The sequence below is a fragment of the Veillonella sp. S13053-19 genome, assembly GCF_002959835.1.
In the GTDB taxonomy this organism is placed as follows: domain Bacteria; phylum Bacillota; class Negativicutes; order Veillonellales; family Veillonellaceae; genus Veillonella; species Veillonella rogosae.
In genome coordinates this window covers 247,265-269,204 of record NZ_PPDA01000008.1, presented here as the reverse complement: position 1 = coordinate 269,204, position 21,940 = coordinate 247,265, and the positions used below count along the sequence as shown (strand labels likewise).

Here is a 21,940-nt window from a genome sequence, read left to right as displayed (position 1 = left end):
CGTGTTTAAATACTAAGAATTATATGTACACTATGGTATACTAAACTATACTTCTAAATAAATTTGAAAGGAGTACTATGAATTTAGACGGTCTTACCATGTCTGTACTCGCTAAAGAGCTAAATGAGCGATTACAAACTGGCCAAATACAAAAACTATATCAAATAGATAAAACTACACTATTATTTAAAATTCGAGCCCTTAATGAAGATCAAAACTTGATCATCACCGTAGGTGCTACCCCAGCCATGTATCTTAGCAAGCCACTGCAAGATTTACCAAAAGAGCCTAGCTCACTTTGTATGTTCTTACGTAAACATATCGAAGGTAGCCGCATTGTAAAAGTTGAGCAAATCAATGGGGACCGTATTATGTGTATCCAAACGGATAAACTAGAAATGGATGGTTCCATTACAAGTACACTTATTTATGTTGAGTTAATGGGCAAATATTCTAACTGTATCTTTGTTCAAGATGGAGTTATCTTAGAATCTTTAATTCATGTTTCTCCACTGATGAACCGTGAGCGTTCTATTAGCCCTAAACTTCAATACGAGTTACCACCAAATGCTAATCGCGTTAGTCTAATGGACTTTGATTATAATGAGATTAGAAATCTACTAGTCTCCTTTGGTAATGGCAGCGTTCAACAATCTATTCGCGCTATTTTTAACGGCTTTGGTAAACCTTTACTTGATGAGGTTTTATATAACGCTAATTTAAATGGTGATGAAATTATAACTGATTTAGAGGCATCACAAGTCGACAAGTTAGCAAATGCTTTGTACGATTTAAAAATGATGCTTCAAAACGGCAATGGATTACTCTCCTTAGTAAATGATAACCATAAAAAAGCATATTCTACCTTTATCTTACACAACTATAATGTTGTGAAAACATACGAAACTATTTCTGAAGCTTTAGAAGAAACAATTCACAGTACAAAAGCAATCCACACAGCGGATAAAGAGCAAGAAAAGATTTTGACGGCGGCCATCAAAAAAGAAGAAGGTCGTCACAAAAAAATTAAAGAGGAATTAGAAGACACGAATAAAATGGATACCTATAAATTATATGGTGATCTATTAATGATTAATGCACATCTTCAAGTGCAATACGAACCTTCTATTGAATTACAAAATCTTCTTTCTGATGAAGGAGAAATGCTAACAATACCATTAAAGCCAAATCTAACGATTGTAGAAAATGCACAATGGTACTACAAACTTTACACTAAACTGAAGAATCGTATGGTCAGCGGTGAGTACCAACTTAACGCAAGTACTACAAAACTTGAATACTTAAAGTCAATTTTGTATAGTATATCGCTTGCAACTACTCGTGAAAGTTTAGAGGAAATCCGCAAAGAATGTATGGATGCGGGCATTATAAAAAAATCGAAAAAGCCCCTATCCTACAAGTTAGGTAAATCTAACTACATTCACTTAACAATTGACGAAGGTGAAATGTTTATCGGTCGTAACAATCAGCAAAATGAATATTTAACGCATCGTTTTGCTAAACCAACGGACATTTGGTTCCACACGCAAGACATTCAAGGCTCTCACCTTATTCTTAGACTTAATGTTAAACCAGATGATATGATCTTATCTAAAGTAGCACAATATGCAGCCTACTTTAGTAAGGCACGAGAAACTAGTAAAGTTCCTGTAGACTATACATACATTAAAAATATCAAAAAACCGCCTGGATCGCCTTTAGGTTTTGTTATTTTTAATACACATCAAACTATGATTGTAGAGCCTAAAAAACCTGACAATTATACTGAATAAACCACAAAAAAGCGAAGGGCTGCCCCTTCGCTTTTTATAATTCAAAAATCAATATGTGCACATATTAATTATAACTAACTTATTATATATAAAACGGCTAGATACATCGTATTTAGCCGTTAATTTATATTATTGGTTTTCTTCTGTACGTTGTTCAGTCTGTTTCAAACTTTCACGGTTTTGACGTAAGCTTTCCAATGTTTTCTCTAAGTTATTTTCTACGTATTTAAGAACATCACCAGCATATTGAATGGAGCTGGATTTCAATTCTTCAGAGGATTGATTCGCAGCATTGATAATTTGATTAGCTTGTTCTTGAGCTTGTTTAACAAGTTCACTTTCTGCTGTTAATTTAGCAATGTAGTCTTTAGCTTGATCAATCAAAGTTTCAGCTTGACGTTGAGCATCAGCTAATACTTTATCCTTATCAGCTACAATACGACGAGACTCTTCAAGTTCCAATGGTAAGGACTCTTGAATAGAATCGATAATACGCATAATTTCGTCTTCCTCAACCATACGTTTTGTAGTCATAGGAATACGGCTGCTAGATTCAATAAGAACCTCTAAATCTTCTAATAATTTTTCTGTTTTCATACAATTCACCCCTATTTATTATGGACCGTATTAAATCGTTCTTCAAGTTTTTCCTTAACATCATCCGGAACAAGGCCATCTAGTTTACCACCAAATTTAGCTAGTTCTCGAATACCTGTGGAGCTGACAAAAGAGTATTTGTTATTTGTCATAATAAATACTGTTTCGATGTCATCATCCAAATATTTCGCAAACAAAGCACGCTGAAATTCATATTCAAAGTCGCTCAATGCACGTAAACCACGAATGATAATAGTAGCATTCTTTGATTTAACATACTCGTTAAGCAAACCACCTGTACAATCAATTTCAACATTAGGAATATGTTTGACAGAATTTTGAATCATCGCAACCCGTTCTTCCATGGTAAATAAGGAATTTTTATTCGGATTCGAGCTAACAGCAATGATTAATTTATCAACTAATCGACTGCCCCGTTCAAAAATATCAACATGTCCATTAGTAACTGGGTCAAAACTACCCGGACATACACCTATACGCACAGGATTAGCTCCTTTCAGCTATGTTTACAAAATAGGAAACTATCGTATAACCAAATTTCTGTTCTTTTATACACTCCCATGATTCAGGTAAACTAAAAACCTCATCCTTATGATGTTCTAGTAATAAAACACCTTCAGGTTTTAATAAATCATAGGTCACAACCAAATCTATGGTATCTTGTATAAATCCATTCTCATATGGCGGATCAGAAAAAATATAATCGAACTGTCGTCCCACTATATAATTTTTTAATTGTGAAAGTTTCCTCGGAATAATTTCTAACCGATCATCCACACGACAATGTTTAGCATTCTCTAAAATTAATTTTCCCGTTTTAAAGTCTACCGCTACTGCATGTGCTGCACCGCGACTTAAGGCTTCAATTGCTACTGCACCAGTGCCAGAAAATATATCTAATACGTCTGTACCAAATATGCCTCTATTAGCTAATACATTGAATACACTTTCCCGAACACGATCAAGTGTAGGTCTAGTATCAACCCCTTTAGGTGCTTTTATAGCATGTCCCTTCGCAGTTCCGCCAATAATTCGCATACAACCCTCACAAGATTATACTCATTAATTATAGTATATAAATAACCAAATTAAAAGTATCTTTTATTTATGATACTTCAATTTTAATATCGCGCCCCATTAACTCAGCCAAGGCTAAAGCAGGCGATTTCTCCTCATATAAAATTTCATACAACGCTTTAGTTATAGGCATTTCGATTTGATGTTCACAAGCCATTTTATATATAATATCGGTGGCAAAAAAACCTTCCACCACCATATTTGTATGATTAATAATATAGTCCATCGTCTTACCATCTGCAAGCTTTTGACCAGCCGCACGGTTACGACCATGAGGACTCATACAAGTAGCAATTAAATCGCCCATACCGGCTAGACCAGCGTAAGTTTCTTTCTGGGCACCTAAGGCAACCCCAAAGCGAGTCATCTCATGTAGGCCTCTCGTTAATAATAAGGCCTTACAATTGTCGCCAAGTTTAAGGCCATCAACGATACCAGCAGCTAAAGCGATAATATTCTTTGTAGCACCAGCAAGTTCAACACCTATGATATCAGTATTGGCATAAATTCTAAAACTTTGGCTACATAATGCTTTTTGAAGTGTAGTAGCCACCTCTAAATCCTCTGTACTTAATACAGAAGCAGCCGGTAAATTACGCCCAATCTCTTCTGCGTGATTTGGACCAGAAAGAACAGCCAAGTGACAACCAACTGGACCTAGAACCTCTTTCATAACAGTGGTTAATAATTTACCTGTTGTTCGTTCAACCCCTTTTGAACAAAGAATATAAGATTGATTTTTATGCGCATAAGGCTTTATAGACTCCAAGCTAGTACGGACATGTACAGAAGGTGTAACCATTAAAACAACTTCTGCATTTCTAATAGAAGTCTCTAAATCAGAGCTATATAGTAACTCTTTAGGTAGCTCTACACCCGGCAAGTAATCTTTATTTTCTAAATCTTTAGCCAATTGGTCAGCAAATTCTGGGCGACGACAATATAAAGTTGTAGTATTTCCAGCTAAAACGGATTTAATAGCAAGGGCTGTGCCCCAACTACCAGAGCCTATAACAACAACATTCATACATTAATCCTTTTTAATACGTTCTACTTTTAACTCATTACCTGCAAGTAAACGTTTAATATTATCCCAGTGACGAACTATAACAAATAACGCAGCTAATCCACCAAAGCCAACAAACCAATAAGATTCACCTGTAACGTACATCAATACAGGTACTAATGCAGCAGCTACAATAGAACCTAAGGATACAAGCTTGGTGAAATATACGATGATGCCCCACACAAGGAAGCAAAGCAATGCTACTAAAGGAGAAAGAGCAATGAGAACACCTAATCCGGTAGCAACGCCACGACCACCTTTGAACCCTAAGAATATAGACCAGTTATGGCCCATCATAGCAAGGATACCACCTAAAATCATATACATAGGTCCATAAGAGGATAATAATACTACCCCAGAAGCACCTTTTAGAGCATCACATAAAAATACTGGTAATGCAGCTTTGAGACCGATAACACGATATGTATTGGTAGCCCCTATATTCTTCGATCCATATTGGCGTACGTCTGTATTAAAGAAGGTTTTGCCAATGATTAAGCCACTAGGAATTGAACCAATAAAATACGCTAATACAGCATAAACGATAATCATAATATCCATTAGTCCTCATCATCCCGTTTCTTGCCACGTAATACTAAGCGAATTGGAGTACCTTCGAAACCGAAGGATTCACGCAATCGATTCTCTAAGAAACGCATATAAGAGAAGTGAATTAACTCAGGTTCATTTACAAACAAAATAAAGGTCGGTGGCTTGACACTTGCTTGTGTCATATAGTAAATCTTAGGAATTCTACCATTGCGAGATGGTACAGGATTTACTGTTTGCGCATCTTGTAACAATTGATTCAACGTACCGGTAGATACACGACGATATTGTTGTTCGGAGACGAATTTCAACATATCTGCTAATCGATGTATACGTTGCTTAGTTAAAGCAGATGCAAAAAGAATCGGTGCAAATTGCAAGAAACCTAATTCTTCATAAATATCTTCAGTAAAGCGCAATGTTGTTTTATCGTCTTTTTCAACAAGATCCCATTTATTAACAACAATGACTACACCCTTACCTGCTTCATAAGCATAACCTGCAATCTTCTTGTCTTGTTCGGTAACACCATCCTGTGCATCTAGCACAAGAACAACAATATCAGAACGGTCTACGGATCGCAAAGAGCGTACAATACTATATCGTTCTACAGCTTCATCAATTTTAGATTTGCGACGCATACCAGCTGTATCGATAAGTACAAATTTTTGATCCCCATGTGTCCAATATGTATCGATGGAATCACGGGTAGTACCTGCTACATCAGACACAATAACACGATCTTGACCCAATAAAGCATTCGTCAAAGAAGATTTACCAACATTTGGACGACCAATAATAGCAACATGAATTGTATCTTCGTCATCTACATTAGTACCTACAGGAGGGAAATGTTTCACGGTATCATCAAGCAAATCACCTAAGTTCATTAGATTTTTTGCAGAAATACCAATAGGATCACCTAAGCCAAGATTGTAAAATTCATAAATATTAGGCTCTTGATTTACGCTATCAATCTTGTTAACTACAAGAACTACAGGTTTACCACTAGCGCGCAAAATATTTGCAACCTCTTCATCAGCTGGCACAATACCTTGTTTACCATCAACGACAAATAAGATTACATCCGCTTCTTCGATAGCCAATTCAGCTTGTAATCGCATCATTTTTGGAATAACATGGCTATTTTCAGTAATGAATTCGATACCACCTGTATCGATCATTGTAAATTCACGATTTAACCACTCTGCATCGAAGTAAATACGGTCCCGTGTAACACCGGGAATATCTTCGACTATAGAGATACGTTTATTAACAATGGCATTAAAAAGTGTAGATTTACCTACATTTGGACGGCCTACAACGGCCACTAATGGTTTTGCCATAGTTTCACCTCATTATCTAATCTAATACATTACTATATTTTATCATATTCTACGTATAGTACGCAAAAAGGCTAACCAAGTAAACCTTGGTTAGCCTTATATTAGACAATGAATTATTCAGCGTCTTCTGCAGTTTCTTTGGATTCCATCATTTCAGTTAAAGCCAAACCCAATTTCTTTTCATCTTTGTTAAGAGAAATAATTTTAACTTCAACTTCTTGACCGCGGTTCAAGTAATCTTCAACTTTCGCATTACGTTGTTTTGTAATTTGGGAAATGTGAAGTAAGCCTTGAATGTCGTCGTTAACAGCTACGAATGCACCGTAAGCTACCAAACGAACAACTTTACCGTTGATAACATCGCCAACATGCAATGTTTCTTCAGCTACGTCCCATGGGCTCTTAGACAAAGCTTTCAAGGACAAGGATAATTTGTTGCTTTCAGCGTCGAAGGATTGTAATTTAACTTCGATTTCTTGACCAACGGAAAGAACATCTTCCACTTTTTTGATTTTTTGCCAAGAAATGTCGGAAATGTGAAGTAAACCTTCAATACCGCCGATATCTACGAAAGCACCATAAGGCATGATTTTACGAACGATACCTTTATAGTTTTCGCCAACGTTGATGTTTTTCAATGCTTCAGCTAATTTAGCTTGACGTTCAACTTCTAATACTGCACGACGGGAAAGAACCAAACGGTTTTTCTTTTCATCGATTTCAAGTACTTTAGCTTCGAATTCTGTACCAACCAAGTTGTCCAAGGATTTCACGAAGTGAACATCACCTTGGGACAATGGAATGAAACCACGAAGGGATTTTACTGTTACTACCAAACCTGCTGGGATAGCATCAATACCTTTACATACGATAGCTTCATCTTTTTCTTGTGCTTCGATAACATATTGCCAATCTTCATCTTTAGCCAAGCGAGTCATGGAAAGATAAATAGGATTATCTTCTTTGATGTGATTCATGATAACTGCTTTAATTTCATCACCATTTTTTAACACATCTTTGGCAGATTCTGGTGCTGGATAAGAAATTTCAGTTCTGTTCAAAATGGCTTCAGTTTTGTAGCCAAAAGATACATAAGCGCGTTCATCTTCAACTTGAACTACTGTACCTTCTACAACGTTCCCTTTCTTAAATTCTTCTTGACCTTCGGCTGCTAATAATTCTGCAAAATCTTTCATTGTCTCAATGACCTCCTTAATAATCCAGTCGGGAGTCGATGCTCCTGCTGTTACTCCTACCGTCTGTACTCGGTTAAACCATTCCAGTTGTAATTCAGTAGAAGTTTCAATGTGATATGTTGTACATCCAACGTCACGACAAACCTCTGCCAATCGGTTTGTATTGCCGCTGTTCTTACCGCCTACCACAATCATAAGATCTACATTACGTGCTAATTCAACGGCAGAGTTCTGTCGTTCTTGCGTTGCATTGCATATCGTTTTGAAAACCTTAAGATTCTTAGATTTTTTCTCTAATATGTCTATTATACTGTTAAATTTGAATTGTGAAAAGGTTGTTTGTACAACAACACCCATTTTTTCCACAATTTGTAGTTTTTCTGCGGATTCTTCATCTTCGATGATTATGCCTTCGTTATTAGCCCATAAATTAATACTTTTGACCTCAGGATGGTTTTTTTCGCCCAAAATCACCAAAGTCATCCCATCTTCAATGACAGACTTCGCATCTTGTTGTGCCTTTTTAACATGGGGACATGTAGCATCTACAATGTTTAACCCCTTTTCTTCAGCCTCTTCATAAATAGCAGGACCAACACCATGTGATCGTATAATCATTGTCCCCTCTTCGATGTCAGATACTTCTTGAACAGGACTAACCCCTTTATCTTCAAGACGACCTACAACTTGAGGGTTATGAATAATAGGACCCAATGTATAACTTTTGCCATCACTGTTCGCAGCTTCATTAGCCATTTCAACGGCTCTTTTTACACCATAGCAAAAACCATGGTTTTCAGCCAAAATTATTTCCATAAAGTCTCCTCTACACGATTTTCATGATAAGAATCAATCATTCGTTGGATTTCACCTTTAACATGATCATTTACTTTTTTAATTGCTTCTGGGGTAGCCTTTTCCTTTTCTACAGGTATTGGTTTTCCAATAATACAAGCTACCTTATCTCGCTCCATATTATAAGAGCCAATGATAGCTACAGGCACGATGCTAACTCCTGTCCTTAGCGCAATAGATGCTGCTCCATCGTGGAATTTACCAAGTTTACCACTTTTTTGACGGTTACCTTCCGCAAAGATACCTAATACCTTATTATCTTTGAGCAGCCCCATAGCATGGCGGATAGCAACTTTATCGATAGCGCCTCGATTTAATGGGAATGCACCAAGCCAAGTACAAATAAAACGAGAAATAGGATTTACAAATAATTCTTGTTTAGCCATGAAATGTACATGTCTAGGTAAGGCATAGCCACAGATAGGTGGATCATTATTACTTAAGTGATTCGGTACGACGATAACAGGACCTTCCATAGGGAAATTATCTCGTCCATATACTTTCAATCCATACCCAACCTTATAGCGAAGCCAGAAAGCAGTGCGCCATAGCCAGGTAGAAAATTTATTCATGATTGATGGTCTCCTGTATTAATTTCAACATATATGCCACAGTTTCATCGAAATTCATATCGCTAGAATCTACAACTACTGCATCGTCAACGCATACTAGAGGAGATTCCTCTCGATTTTTATCCATTTCATCGCGACTTTCAACATTCTTTTTAATTTCATCTAAAGTCTGCTCATTTGGTGTACCTTGTACTTCTAGCCATCTTCGTTTAGCACGGGCATCCACAGAAGCAGTTAAATATATTTTTAACTCTGCATCAGGCAATACAACAGAGCCGATATCTCGACCATCCAAAATAACACCACCAACAGCAGCCATTGCTTGTTGACGTTCTACCAAATATTGTCTAACCCCTTTATAAGAAGCAATGGTAGATACATTTTCATTGATTTGTTGTTGTCGTATTAATGATGTTACATCTTTACCTTTAACAAAAACTTTACATGCTGATGCAGTAGGCTCTAATGTTAAATTTAATGATGGCAATAAAGCTTCTACAGCTTCTTGGTCATTAACATCGATTTGACTATCTAGAACGGCCCATGTTACACCGCGGTACATGGCACCTGTATCAATATATAAATACCCTAATTCATTAGCCACTACCTTAGAAATACTACTTTTACCAGCCCCAGCAGGACCATCGATAGCAATGGCAATTTTTTTAGTGTTCATAATAACCTCTATTCTTTATCACCGTGTACGGCATGCATTGCCGCCACATAGCCTGTGGAAAAGGCAGCTTGTAGATTATAGCCTCCTGTGAAAGCATCGATATCCAATACTTCACCAGCGCCATATAAACCACTAATCAACTTTGATTCCATAGTTTTAGGATTAAATTCTTTTAAAGAAATACCACCAGCTGTAACGATGGCTTCAGCTACAGGTCGCAATTCCTTAACAGTTAACGTCATATGTTGTAACACATGACACAAGCGTAAACGCTCTTCCTTTGTAATCTGATTAATCGGTTTAGCTGGATCTAATTCAGCAAGCTTAATAACTATGGGAATGAGATTTACCGGAAGTAAGTCTTTCATACCATTAGCTAATTGTTTTTTAGAATATAAATCAAAGTCCTTTTGTAAGCGTTTATCCAATACCTCAGCAGTCAAAGCAGGCTTAAGATTGATTTCAATTGTAATTTTAGGGTTCTTCTTACGTAGCAACTTGCCTACCGTATGACTTAACGACAAAATCGTAGGGCCCGTAATGCCAAAATGAGTAAACATCATTTCCCCAAATTGTTTAGCCTGTACTTTATTCTTAGAAACTACAGACACTTCAACATTACGAAGACTAAGTCCCATAATGTCTTTTACCCATGCTTCGTTTGTAACGATAGGTACCAAAGATGGACGAATATCAGTGATCGTATGTCCCACTTTTTCAGCTAAAGCATAACCATCACCAGTTGAACCTGTTAAGGGATATGATGCACCGCCTGTACAAATGATGGCAGCATCACAAGCATATTGTTCCTTATCTGTTGTAACGCCTACTACGCGATTATCCTTTACCGTAATAGATGTAACAGGTTCATTCAAATGAACTTGAACATTATACTTTTTAAGGATTTTCATGAACGTATTGCGTACCTCTAAAGCTGAGTCGGATTCTGGAAACACACGGCCTCCTCGTTCAACCTTGGTTTTTAATCCCCAACTATGCAATAAATCTAAAAGGTCCTCATTACTGAAACGTTCATAGGCACCATATAAGAACTTGCCATTACCAGGTGTATTTTTAATAAACTCAGCCATATCACAACTATTAGTAATATTACAGCGGCCTTTACCGGTAATGCCCATTTTCTTACCAACCATATTCATTTTTTCTAATAAGATGACACGGGCTCCTTCACGGCCAGCTATAACAGCTGCCATTAAGCCTGCCGCACCACCACCAATGACTATGATTTGTTTCATTTCTTACCTGTTTCTAACGCTTTTAGAGCTTTCACTTCACGAATTGTAAGCTGACGAGAAGCACCGCGTTTAACACCGCCCAAGGTGAGACCAGCATAGGCAATACGTTTTAAATTATGAATGCGGTACCCAAAGTGTTCAAACATACGGCGAACTTGTCGATTACGACCTTCATGAATAGTAATCTCTACCTCATGTACACCGTTATGATCATCAAAACCTAAATCTACAATTGTAGCAGGTGCAGTCATACCGTCTTCAAGTTTCACACCATTAGCTATAACTTGTAAGTCTTCATCACGAACGCGACCTTTGATGCGCACTTCATAAGTTTTTTCCACACCTTTAGAGGGATGTGTTAAGTTTTGTGCTAACTCACCATCATTAGTAAGTAGTAATAAACCTTCTGTATACAAGTCGAGACGGCCCACAGGATAAATGCGTTTAGATTCATTTTTAATATAATCTAAAACAGTTTCTCTACCTTGAGGGTCAGATACAGATGTAATGACACCTTTTGGTTTATTTAATAAATAATATACAGGCTTTTCCTGAGCTAATAATTGGCCATTAACCTTAACTTTATCTTTTTGAGGGTTTATTTTAACGCCAAGCTCTGTTACCTTTCGGCCATTTACCTGCACCTTACCCTCTGTAATTAGTTCTTCTGCTTTACGTCGTGATGCAATACCACAACTAGCAATATATTTTTGTAATCGTTCCATATTATCCTTCTGCTTCCGAAACTTCTTGATGTAAAGCTTCTATCGATTCTACACCAGCACTTCTTAAAAATTCATCAGTCGTACCATATAGAATAGGTCTGCCTACAGTATCTTTATGGCCTAACTCAGCTATAAGAGATCTAGTAAGCAATTGTTTTATAATTTTATCACTATTTACACCGCGTACTTCTTCAATTTCAGCTTTAGTAATTGGTTGCTTATAAGCAATAACTGCCAGTGTTTCCATAGCCGCATTAGATAGTTTATCTTCTCTTTTACGGATATGCCCCACATAATCAGCACTTTCCATAGCACTAACTAATTCGACACCAGCCCCAGATATACGAAGTCGAATACCTCGATGTTGATCTTCTAACTCCCGTTTTAATTCATTTATATAGGCTTGTATGTCGTCTCGTGAAAGACCGAATACCTCTTCTAACATATCGATTGATATAGGTTTTGCCGCTGCAAACAAAACAGCCTCTAAATGCATTGTTGGTAAGCTCATATAGTCCCCTTTCTACACGGCTCCATCTAAAGCAGCAGTGAATATAATATCATCATCTTCGTAGCGCATTTGCATTACTTGCTGCTTTAACAATTCAAGAACAGCCATAAAGATTGTTACCATACCACTTTTGGTTTCTATAGCTACTAATAATTCCATAAAGTGTAAACTTTCACCACGACGTATACGACTCGACAACGATAAAATCATATCCTCTAAACTGTACGTATCTTTTTCTACCTTAACCTCACGAATAGGTTCCTCTTCAGGCAATTCTTTAGCCCGTTTTAAGGTTTGGTAAAAGATTTGATATAACTGTGAAAGCTCTAGATTATATACATTATCTAAACCGAGAACACTCGTTTCTTCAGGACGACTAAAAACATTTGCCGATACGGCTGTTCGCTCCATCAATAGAGATGTAAAATCTTTAATCTTTTTAAACTCAACTAATTTAGCTACTAACTCATCCCGTGGATCTTCAGCATCCTCTGGCTCAGGTTCAGCCTTAGGCAATAACATGCGCGATTTGATTTGTAATAAGGTGGAAGCCATAACAAGAAATTCACTACTATAGTGAATATCAAAATGGTTCCAGTTATCTAGATACTCCAAGTATTGACTCGTTATCTCAACGATAGGAATATCGGTGATTTCTATTTTATGTTTTTCAATGAGATGCAGCAGCAAATCAAGGGGACCTTCAAAGACGTCCAACTTGTAATTATAATCTCCCATAAACCCCAATCCTTAGAAAGATATACTTTAACTATATAATTATAAAGCATTTATAGTAGTACTTTCAAATAATTGTTTTTTTTATACTCATCTGCTATCTTTAATAATATAATTATTATATATTATAAAGATATATTATTGTGTGTTCCTTTAAGAGAGGCTTTATTATGTCATCTAGTTTAAGGCAAATTGGGCGTAACCCCATTTTTCGCTTTGGTATTATAGGTATTGTTTTATATATCATTCTATTTTTAATTTACGAACCCATTACACTAGGCTTAGATGTAGAGGATATTACAATTTTAGCGGTGCCCACCATTGTTGGTACATTCTTGTTTCAATATTTTATGGGCTGCACCGTTTTCCATAGACCATTTTTAGGATATGGATTGGTAGGTATCTTATGGGCTCTTACCTTCCCACTTCTATTTCACTGGTCTTATGTAAAACCATTGTACTTCTATGAATTTGCCAATGATTTCTTATTTGGTTTACTGATTTTTATGGGTTTATCGGGCATTCAGTTTTTACTCAATCAAACGAATCGCTTCCATAAAATAACCTCCTTAATCATGGCCATCATTTCCATGCTTCTTAGCCTCATCCCATTCTTACAAATTGGCTATTACATGACTACATGGCACTGTTTAACACCAGCTAGTCTTTTAGCAGTCTATATGACTAATCCAGAAGAAGCATTTGGTTTCCTAAAAAATGCAGCTGGTATTCCTGGTCTAATTGCAGTAGGTGTTGGTCTTGTATTGTGGACATATTTATTATACTGGTCTAATTTAGGTATGAAAGCGGTAGTTAATTTAAATACTACACGCCCTATGCGATCTGCCATGCTCATCGCTTCTATTGTAGCCTTCCTAGTATATGTTCCGTTCTTCTTATTCCCTCAAACATGTATCGTAGCCAACTGGATTGCTGCCGGTGATTATGTTAAACAAATGCAGCAATATAATGATAATCATCATATAGTATTTGATTCCTTTAACTTAGATACTAAAGAAACAGCTGCTCAGAAAGCACCAGGAACTATTATTCTCGTCATCGGTGAATCTAGCTCTCGTGATTACATGAAAGTATATAATCCGAACTTCCCTTATGATGATACACCATGGCAAGGAAATATGCGTGCAGACAATAAGGATTTTATATTCTTTGACAACGCCTATTCCTCTTATGTACAAACAGTACCAACTTTAGAGCGTGCTCTATCTGAACGAAACCAATACGACGATAGACCATTCCTTGATTCCGCAAATATCTTAGACGTAGCCAAAAAAGCTGGTTACACAACTTCTTGGTTTAGCAACCAAGGTGTATTCGGAGAATATGATACAGCTATTTCATTGATGGCTAAAACTGCAGACACTACAAAATGGTCTCATGAGTCTTATGCATTCTCCGATCGCTATGACGAAGCATTGTTACCATTATTAGAAACTGTAGACCCTACAAAAAATAACTTTATCGTAATTCATATTATGGGTAGTCATATTTATTACAATGACCGTTACCCTCATGAATTTAGTAAATGGAAACAAGGTCCATATCCTGACGGCCAAGAAGCATATGCAAATAGTCAGTTATATACAGACTGGTTATTACAACAAATTTACACCTATGGTAAAGATAAATTGAATTTACAAGCTATGGTATACTTCTCCGATCACGGTGAAAGCTTAGATAAATCTCACAATCCAGATACATTCGACTTTGTTATGACACATATTCCATTCTGGGTATACTTATCTCCACAATATCGTACAGCATATCCACAAACGGCAGATGTGCTGACTAAACACGAGCATCAATTCTTTACGAATGATCTGCTATATGACACATTAGTAGGTCTCATGCAGGCACCTAACTATCGTTACGATGCTACGCGAGACTTCAGTAATGCGTCATATCGATTCAATTTACATAACTTAACTACATTACTTGGTGAACAGCCACTAATTAATGATCCTGTTAATGCTGGTAAATAACAGTAGTACATACCAATAGTTAATGTTTCAAAAATAGTCCCCTATAACACACTATGTATTAACAATAAAGGTTAACTTAATAAAAGAAAAAGAGATGAGTTAAACTCATCTCTTTTTTTGCGGCAACAAAAGATCTATATCATGTTCCGTATAAATTCTAATATTTTCCGCTAATAAAGCCTCTACAGTACATCCATGACCATCCGTTAAGGTTCTAGTAAAGGAGCCATCATAAATGCGTTTATAACCACAACTAGGGCTTTTCGCCTTCAATAGAGCTTGTTCACATTTATATTCAATAGCTATACGAACTGTAAGCTCTGCACCTCGAATAAACTGTGTTGTCACATCGGTCCCATCAGCAGTGCATATACGATTTCCTTGACGCTCAGCAGGTTCTCTCGGCGTGCATAGCCCACCCAACACCTCTGGACATACAGGTACTAATTCATAATACTCATTCAGAAGGTCAAGTGCTTCTATATAATTGTCTTTTCCATCATAGCGACAAGGAACGCCACATAGGCATTCACTGATCAATAATTTAGGTTTATTATTCATAGCAATACTTTTTATTAATTCAGATAAGAAAAAAAGACTAACCGAAGTTAGTCTTAATTGGTGCCGAGGACCGGAATCGAACCGGTACGGTTGTCTCCAACCGACGGATTTTAAGTCCGTTGCGTCTGCCTGTTCCGCCACCCCGGCATGGGTAACGATTGTGGAGGCGGCACCCAGAATCGAACTGGGGAATAAAGGTTTTGCAGACCTCTGCCTTACCGCTTGGCTATGCCGCCATATAAAGTTGGAGCGGGAAACGAGATTCGAACTCGCGACCCCCGCCTTGGCAAGGCGGTGCTCTACCGCTGAGCTATTCCCGCATGTACATGGTGCCTCAGGACAGAATCGAACTGTCGACACACGGATTTTCAGTCCGTTGCTCTACCAACTGAGCTACCGAGGCATGAATGGCGACCCCGATCAGATTTGAACTGACGATCTTCGCCGTGACAGGGCGACATGTTAACCGCTACACCACGGGGCCGTATCCAAAGTACTTGCTTAGTATATCGGTTATCAGAAATTTTGTCAACACTATACTACAATATTTTTGATGAATTCTTCTTCATCTTTTAATATGGTAGATTCTTTATGTCCTGGCTCAATAATTAAGTCCTTAGATAAAGATAAAATATACTTCAAACTTGTAATTAAATCATGAGGATTACTTTTATAATTATCTGTATTTCCCACATTTTGCTTAAACACAGTATCGCCAGTAAATAAGTGCCCCTCAATTTCAAGACAAACAGAACCAGCACTATGGCCAGGTGTGTGATGGACAATAATTTCAAAAGGTCCTAATTGTAGTTTTCCTGTTACTAAATCTTCACAATTAGTATACATTTTCTTCTTGTAAACACTAGGTCTACGACGAATTAATTGTAACAACTCATGATCTAAAGGGTGTAAGTAGGCTGGAATTTTATAATGAGCACAGACCTCATCGAGGGCTGATACATGGTCACAATGACCATGTGTCAATAAAACTGCTATAGGCTCAGAATCTCCTACCATTTCAATTATATGCTTACTATGAAACCCGGGATCAATAATAAGGGACTTCCCCTCATTTATTAATACATAACAATTTGCTTTATAAAGCCCTAGAGGGCGTTTTATAATATTCATATTATTCGCCCTCCTATAGGATACGATACCGTTTAGTAGATTGTTTTTTTATAAAATACCCTTCCCAGAATTGAGGATGAAGCATAACAAGAATTGTAAATAATTCCAAACGACCTAATAACATATCTGCCATTGCTACGCATTTAGCACCATCAGACATACTACCAAAGGCATCTGTAGGCCCAAAACCACCAAATCCAATGCCTACATTACTAAGAAAAGCTGTTATAATTTGCATCGCATCATAAGTAGACATTCCCGAACAAGTCATAAGGAACACAGATATAACGTAAATCATTAAATATAAAAATAAAAATTGCTGTGCCATCTGTATCCATTTAGTAGGCATCGGTTTACCATTAATGCGCACTACTTGTACCATCTCAGGATGAATTGATTTTCTTAAATAAATAATGCTGCTCTTAATTAGAATAATGAGGCGAATAATTTTTACGCCCCCTGTTGTAGAACCACTACAACCACCAAAAAATGATGAAATAAATAACATCATCTGTGCAGCGGCTGGCCATAAATCATAATCGCTTACAGCAAATCCACTACCAGTTTGAATCGATACATAATTAAAGGAAACATCTCTGAAGATTTGAATTGGGTCATTGATATTTGATTGTACTGCCATCGAAATTGATATTATAGCAATTCCAATAAAAATAACTAGCCAATACATACGTGTTTCAAAATCATCAATCAAAACGCGAAAGCCTTTTTGAAGTGCGTTGTAATACACTGAAAAATTACCACCTGCAAGGATCATAAAGAAAACAAATACAAAGCAAATATAGTTACTCTGTTCATATATAAATGCCCCTGCTGATGTTGGTGCAAATCCACCCGTTGCAATAATGGAAAAGGCATAGTTTAACGCATCAAAAGGCTCTATACCACCAGCCCATAGCATAACGAAACAAAGAGCCGTAAAAGCAACGTATAAACGCCAAAGTTTAGTAGCCATTGATTGAATACGGGGCATAACAACACCAGGTTTTGGTACCGATGCTTCTGCATTAAACATATGAGCTGCATCTGCACCTAAGTTCTTTAAGAACGATAAGATAAGGACAATAATCCCCATCCCACCAATCCAGTGCATTAGTCCACGCCATAAAACATATGTCTTAGGTAAATCATCTACGCTATTAATAATTGTAGCACCAGTTGCTGTAATCCCCGATGTAGCTTCAAATAGAGCATCAAATACATTGGTTAATATACCACTAAGAATAAATGGTAAGGAACCTAAGATAACAGTTAATATCCATGTAGCTGATACAACTAAAAACCCATCACGAAGACTAAAGCTTTGACTTTCATGACCATAATAGGATAAAAGTCCACCTAAGCCAAATGAAATACCAGTAGTAACCAAAAACGACCAATATGCAGTTTCAAATACGATACCATATATAAAAGGAATTAATGTAAAAATCCCAAATATATATAATAATCGCCCCACTAAGGACATGACAATTTGAATGCGCATAGTCCCTCCATACTAAGTAAGATATTTAAGTAATTTACTTACAGATTCAGGTAACGCAAATAGAACAATGTGATCTCCATCTAAGATTTCAGTATTACCACGTGGTACGATGGCTTCATCACCACGTAAAATTACACCAACTAACGCCTTCCCTGGTAAACGGATGTCTTTTAATTGTTTACCAGCTACAGGTGATTCACTTGTAATGGCAACCTCTATAGATTCCGCTTTTCCACCTTCAAAGGTCGAAATAGATACAACCCCTTCTCCACTACGCACGAAACGTAAAATTTGACTCGCTGTAAATAAACGTGGCGAGAATACGACATCAATACCCACTTGTTCCATAAGCATAATATATTCAGGTCGACCTACGCGCACAACAGTCTTTGGTATGCCCATATGCTTGCCTACAAGAGCTACTAGTAGGTTAAGTTTATCATCGTCAGTTAAAGCTATAATAACGTCGCTATCAGCGATTTCTTCAGCTTCTAACAAATCAAAGTCGGTACCATCGCCATTGATAACCATCGCTTTATCTACAAGATTCGCTAATTTCTCACATCGCTCTAAGTTTTTTTCAATGACTTTCACAGAAAAACCAGCACGTTCTAATAAAACAGTCAGGTTACGACCAAGTAGTCCAGCACCAATGATGACAGCCCGTTTATAAAAAGCATTATAATTATGGAACCAAAGATTTTCCACTTCCTCTACAGACTCTTTTAATCCCAAGAAGAATACGCTGTCATCAGCTTGGAGAATACTTTCACCATGAGGAATAATCATTTCACCATAACGTAAAATCCCTACGAGAAGAACACCTTCAGGGAAGCGAATTTCTTTTAATGGCTGGCCTAACAGAGGGAACTCCTCAGTAAGTTTAAACTCCATAAGGCGCACTGTACCTTGACCAAAGTCTTCAACATCAATGGCAGATGGAGTTTCAAGTATTTGTAATAGTTCTTGAGCTGTAACCATTTCAGGGTTGATAAAGAGATCTACGCCCAGTTTAGCACGCATCTCTGCATCCATATGTTCCGCCACACTATTGTCACGAACACGAGCAATCGTTGTAGGAACTCCTGTAATTTTAGCCACCGCACAAGATAGCATATTAACCTCATCGGAATCAGTAACAGCAATAAACATGCCTACATCAGACATACCAATTTCATCAAGTAATTGCACATCACTGCCATTACCTTGGACAAGGCTAACATCTAATGTATTTTCAAGATTTTGTATACGTTCTGGTGAACGATCGATGACATACACATCATGATCATCTTGAATAAGGCGTTGAGCTAATGAATAACCAACCTTACCAGCGCCTACAATGACAATTTTCATCGTCTTTATTCCTTATCTTGGGACTCTTCACTAACAGGAGGTGTCCACTGGCGACCAATGTCGGTAAGCAATGTCCAACCATCCTCTTGAATAATTTTTTTCTCTTTCATTAAATGCCCTAAAGCACGTTTGAAAGCAGCTTTACTAATGTTGAATTTATCTTTAATCAACATAGCAGAAGATTCATCACTATACGGCATCTTGCCACCGCGATTCAAAAGATATTCCATAATAATATCTCCATCGGATACAAGAGCTTTTTCCTTTGTAGGGCGCATCGATACATTAACCCGACCATAATCACGTTTAAAAGTAATGCGACCTTCAACCATTTCTCCTACTTTTAATTTTCTAGTCATCTCAGAACGATGTAAAAAGGCAATCCATCGTTCAGGAGTGATAAAGAATGCCCCATCACTAGTCAAGTTGTAGATAGCACCTTTTACAAGTTGTCCTACTGTAGCATCTGTAGCAGCCTTAGATGCGCGACGCATTTCGTCATCAACATCCATAGATACAGCAAAACGACCAGATTTATCTGTATAGAGTCGAACCCAGACTTTTTCGCCCACTTGAGGACGACCACGCATCTCTGCATGTGGCATGAAGATACCGCGCTCAGTACCAACCTCTACGAAACAGCCAAAGTTTGTCGTATTGATTACCTCAACATACCCAATTTGCCCTACCTTCATCGCTGGTAAGCGCATAGAAGCAGTTAAACGACCTTTTGGATCGCGATATAAGAATACTTCTACTTCATCACCAATGGCAACGGAAGACGTTTGTTGATCTTTATGAAGCAAAATATCATCATTCGTATTGCCTGTTTGACCATCTAGGAAAGCACCTTGGTCACTAGTACGCAATACTTTCAATGTGGCAATTGTATTTTCCAACAATTCTGTAGCCATATTATACTCCTTCGAATGGAACTCGACCTGCGTCATTCCACAACTCTTCTAACCCGTAGAATTCTCGCAATTCATCGCCGCCAAAGACATGGCAAATTACATCGCCAAAATCTAATAAAATCCATTCACCTTCACGGTAACCTTCTCTATGACGAACTGTCATGCCTAATTCAGCAGCTTTATCTTCCATTTCATCAGCAATACTTTGAGATTGCTTAATATTATTTGCACTAGCAATTAAGAAGTAATCGCCTAGCATAGAAATACCTTCTAAATCGAGGATTTCAATGTCTCTACCTTTTTTATCAAATGCAGCTTGTGCTAATGCTAGTACAAATTGTTTAATATCTTCTTTATTTTTCATAGTTTTCCTCTTATCTTAACGTTTACTACCGCTTTCATCACCTGGTTCAGTAGGCTTAGTAATTGTACCGCCATTATGTTCTGATTCAGGTGCAACTTTAGCTGTACTGTTTGTAGGAGCGGATACAAATTGTGTCATTTCATTAGCCGGTAAATTGCCCATTGTAATGCCCACTAAACGTTGTGCTTCTGTTGGATTTACCTTCCAGTAAGTCATATCTCCTACTAACTCTTTTTCGCCAGGAAGAATGTAAAAATGAATTTCTTCCTTATTAATTTTGCTCGCGTTGTATACGAGCTTAATCGCATCTAAGGTAGAGATATTACTATCAAAATGATCCCAAATACGCCAAATATGCCATGCATTTGTTAAGAAAAATGCATTATGCTCTTGGTCCACCCACAATTTTAAAAATCGTTCTTGTCGTTGAACACGAGTAAACGTGTCATGTTTAGGATCTGAGTATCGTAAGTATGCTAACGCATTATTACTATCTAACGTTTGATATCCACGACGTAAATCAATATCTTTATTACCTTCTGCATCAACATGTTCCATAGGTTGCTCTACATAAATTTGTTGATCACCTAGAACATCATTTGTTTTTTTGAAAGCATTTTGATCAACCACTACATAGTATGGTATTGAAATGTGGAACATATCTTCAATAACGGCTTTAGTAAGCTCGATGCCGCCTTTTTCATAGATACCATTCAACATAGTTGCATCAGTTTGATCACGATTATCGATCTTACTATTACTTGGAATACCAATAACATCCATCGTTTTTTGATCAAGATTTACAGATAATAAAAATAAACTATCCCCTTGGCTTGGATTATTATCATCAGTACCAACAACCAAAATATATAGAGGTTTATCTAACCCTTTTTGCTCAACTGATACAGTGTTAGCGTCTTGTTTATTTCCATTATCTGCTACTGTTTCAGTAACTTCTGTAGTTCCTACAATAGCTCTATATGCATAAGATACGCCACTATATATGCCATATCCTATCCCACCGAGCAAAGCGAGAACAACAACGATGGCTAAAATGACTCTAGGCCATTTTACCGATGACTTTTGTTGACGTCTTCTCCTACGCCGGCGAGCTCTTGCTCGTTCACGTTCTTCCATA

At 37.3% G+C, this 21,940-nt stretch carries 22 protein-coding genes and 5 tRNA genes; 2 read left to right on the top strand and 25 right to left on the bottom strand.

The features are described from left to right. Positions 1-77 precede the first annotated feature (77 nt). Entirely contained in the window at positions 78-1,793 is a 1,716-nt protein-coding gene (locus VEHSUH06_RS04720) for an NFACT family protein (RefSeq protein ID WP_105097950.1), read from the top strand. Between the two features lie 129 nt (positions 1,794-1,922). On the opposite strand, the gene VEHSUH06_RS04715 is transcribed toward VEHSUH06_RS04720, so the two are convergent. The 13 genes from VEHSUH06_RS04715 to VEHSUH06_RS04655 form a co-directional block, all read right to left on the bottom strand. Further along, on the bottom strand, positions 1,923-2,390 hold the full coding sequence (locus VEHSUH06_RS04715; protein ID WP_005386756.1) for a hypothetical protein: 468 nt from the start codon (positions 2,388-2,390) through the stop codon (positions 1,923-1,925). Between the two features lie 11 nt (positions 2,391-2,401). Then, complete coding sequence (gene coaD, locus VEHSUH06_RS04710) at positions 2,402-2,893, bottom strand: pantetheine-phosphate adenylyltransferase (protein WP_105097949.1); 492 nt, start codon at positions 2,891-2,893, stop codon at positions 2,402-2,404. Positions 2,894-2,897: 4 nt separating this feature from the next. Beyond that, positions 2,898-3,449 carry a 16S rRNA (guanine(966)-N(2))-methyltransferase RsmD gene (gene rsmD, locus VEHSUH06_RS04705; RefSeq protein WP_105097948.1) on the bottom strand — a complete coding sequence of 184 codons (552 nt, stop codon included), beginning with the start codon at positions 3,447-3,449 and terminating at the stop codon, positions 2,898-2,900. A gap of 67 nt (positions 3,450-3,516) precedes the next feature. Further along, positions 3,517-4,515, bottom strand: a complete 999-nt coding sequence (locus VEHSUH06_RS04700) for an NAD(P)H-dependent glycerol-3-phosphate dehydrogenase (RefSeq protein ID WP_105097947.1) — start codon at positions 4,513-4,515, stop codon at positions 3,517-3,519. A 3-nt stretch (positions 4,516-4,518) separates the two neighbouring features. Continuing rightward, on the bottom strand, positions 4,519-5,115 hold the full coding sequence (gene plsY, locus VEHSUH06_RS04695) for a glycerol-3-phosphate 1-O-acyltransferase PlsY (RefSeq protein ID WP_105097946.1): 597 nt from the start codon (positions 5,113-5,115) through the stop codon (positions 4,519-4,521). Then, complete coding sequence (der, locus tag VEHSUH06_RS04690; protein ID WP_105097945.1) at positions 5,115-6,449, bottom strand: ribosome biogenesis GTPase Der; 1,335 nt, start codon at positions 6,447-6,449, stop codon at positions 5,115-5,117. Before der ends, plsY begins: the two co-directional genes overlap by 1 nt. Before the next feature lie 113 nt (positions 6,450-6,562). Further along, positions 6,563-8,461, bottom strand: a complete 1,899-nt coding sequence (locus VEHSUH06_RS04685) for a bifunctional 4-hydroxy-3-methylbut-2-enyl diphosphate reductase/30S ribosomal protein S1 (protein WP_105081117.1) — start codon at positions 8,459-8,461, stop codon at positions 6,563-6,565. Beyond that, positions 8,452-9,072, bottom strand: coding sequence for a 1-acyl-sn-glycerol-3-phosphate acyltransferase (locus tag VEHSUH06_RS04680; RefSeq protein ID WP_105097944.1), 621 nt, complete (start codon positions 9,070-9,072; stop codon positions 8,452-8,454). Before VEHSUH06_RS04680 ends, VEHSUH06_RS04685 begins: the two co-directional genes overlap by 10 nt. Then, complete coding sequence (gene cmk / locus VEHSUH06_RS04675) at positions 9,065-9,748, bottom strand: (d)CMP kinase (protein WP_105097943.1); 684 nt, start codon at positions 9,746-9,748, stop codon at positions 9,065-9,067. The genes VEHSUH06_RS04680 and cmk overlap by 8 nt, the downstream gene beginning before the upstream one ends. Positions 9,749-9,756: 8 nt before the next feature. Beyond that, on the bottom strand, positions 9,757-11,004 hold the full coding sequence (locus VEHSUH06_RS04670; protein ID WP_105097942.1) for an NAD(P)/FAD-dependent oxidoreductase: 1,248 nt from the start codon (positions 11,002-11,004) through the stop codon (positions 9,757-9,759). Continuing rightward, complete coding sequence (locus VEHSUH06_RS04665) at positions 11,001-11,729, bottom strand: pseudouridine synthase (protein WP_009351499.1); 729 nt, start codon at positions 11,727-11,729, stop codon at positions 11,001-11,003. Before VEHSUH06_RS04665 ends, VEHSUH06_RS04670 begins: the two co-directional genes overlap by 4 nt. Position 11,730: 1 nt before the next feature. Then, complete coding sequence (gene scpB / locus VEHSUH06_RS04660; protein WP_105097941.1) at positions 11,731-12,240, bottom strand: SMC-Scp complex subunit ScpB; 510 nt, start codon at positions 12,238-12,240, stop codon at positions 11,731-11,733. A gap of 12 nt (positions 12,241-12,252) precedes the next feature. Then, on the bottom strand, positions 12,253-12,978 hold the full coding sequence (locus VEHSUH06_RS04655; RefSeq protein WP_105097940.1) for a ScpA family protein: 726 nt from the start codon (positions 12,976-12,978) through the stop codon (positions 12,253-12,255). A gap of 167 nt (positions 12,979-13,145) precedes the next feature. On the opposite strand from VEHSUH06_RS04655, the gene VEHSUH06_RS04650 reads away from it, so the two are divergent. Then, positions 13,146-14,978, top strand: coding sequence for a phosphoethanolamine transferase (locus VEHSUH06_RS04650; RefSeq protein ID WP_105097939.1), 1,833 nt, complete (start codon positions 13,146-13,148; stop codon positions 14,976-14,978). A 105-nt stretch (positions 14,979-15,083) separates the two neighbouring features. Here VEHSUH06_RS04650 and VEHSUH06_RS04645 read toward each other — a convergent pair whose 3' ends face one another. From VEHSUH06_RS04645 to VEHSUH06_RS04590, 12 genes are all read right to left on the bottom strand, one after another. Then, a complete protein-coding gene (locus VEHSUH06_RS04645) occupies positions 15,084-15,539 on the bottom strand; it encodes a DUF523 domain-containing protein (RefSeq protein ID WP_105097938.1) in 456 nt (151 codons plus the stop codon). 58 nt (positions 15,540-15,597) lie between these two features. Then, positions 15,598-15,686: transfer RNA gene (locus VEHSUH06_RS04640), tRNA-Leu, on the bottom strand. 14 nt (positions 15,687-15,700) lie between these two features. After that, positions 15,701-15,775, bottom strand: a tRNA-Cys gene (locus tag VEHSUH06_RS04635). A gap of 9 nt (positions 15,776-15,784) precedes the next feature. After that, positions 15,785-15,859, bottom strand: a tRNA-Gly gene (locus VEHSUH06_RS04630). A 7-nt stretch (positions 15,860-15,866) separates the two neighbouring features. Continuing rightward, positions 15,867-15,942 (bottom strand) — tRNA-Phe (locus tag VEHSUH06_RS04625). 5 nt (positions 15,943-15,947) lie between these two features. Further along, positions 15,948-16,023 (bottom strand) — tRNA-Asp (locus VEHSUH06_RS04620). Positions 16,024-16,073: 50 nt separating this feature from the next. Continuing rightward, the gene (locus tag VEHSUH06_RS04615) at positions 16,074-16,670 is read right to left on the bottom strand and encodes an MBL fold metallo-hydrolase (RefSeq protein WP_105097937.1); all 597 of its coding nucleotides are present in this window, start codon (positions 16,668-16,670) and stop codon (positions 16,074-16,076) included. 13 nt (positions 16,671-16,683) lie between these two features. Further along, a complete protein-coding gene (locus VEHSUH06_RS04610) occupies positions 16,684-18,171 on the bottom strand; it encodes a TrkH family potassium uptake protein (RefSeq protein WP_105097936.1) in 1,488 nt (495 codons plus the stop codon). A 12-nt stretch (positions 18,172-18,183) separates the two neighbouring features. Continuing rightward, positions 18,184-19,524, bottom strand: coding sequence for a Trk system potassium transporter TrkA (trkA, locus tag VEHSUH06_RS04605; protein ID WP_105081108.1), 1,341 nt, complete (start codon positions 19,522-19,524; stop codon positions 18,184-18,186). 5 nt (positions 19,525-19,529) lie between these two features. After that, positions 19,530-20,438, bottom strand: coding sequence for a S1 RNA-binding domain-containing protein (locus VEHSUH06_RS04600; protein WP_105097935.1), 909 nt, complete (start codon positions 20,436-20,438; stop codon positions 19,530-19,532). A gap of 1 nt (position 20,439) precedes the next feature. After that, positions 20,440-20,802 (bottom strand): ribosome silencing factor, encoded by a 363-nt coding sequence (gene rsfS, locus VEHSUH06_RS04595; protein ID WP_054747186.1) that lies wholly within the window; start codon positions 20,800-20,802, stop codon positions 20,440-20,442. Between the two features lie 15 nt (positions 20,803-20,817). After that, on the bottom strand, positions 20,818-21,939 hold the full coding sequence (locus VEHSUH06_RS04590; protein ID WP_105081107.1) for an LCP family protein: 1,122 nt from the start codon (positions 21,937-21,939) through the stop codon (positions 20,818-20,820). Position 21,940 lies beyond the last annotated feature (1 nt).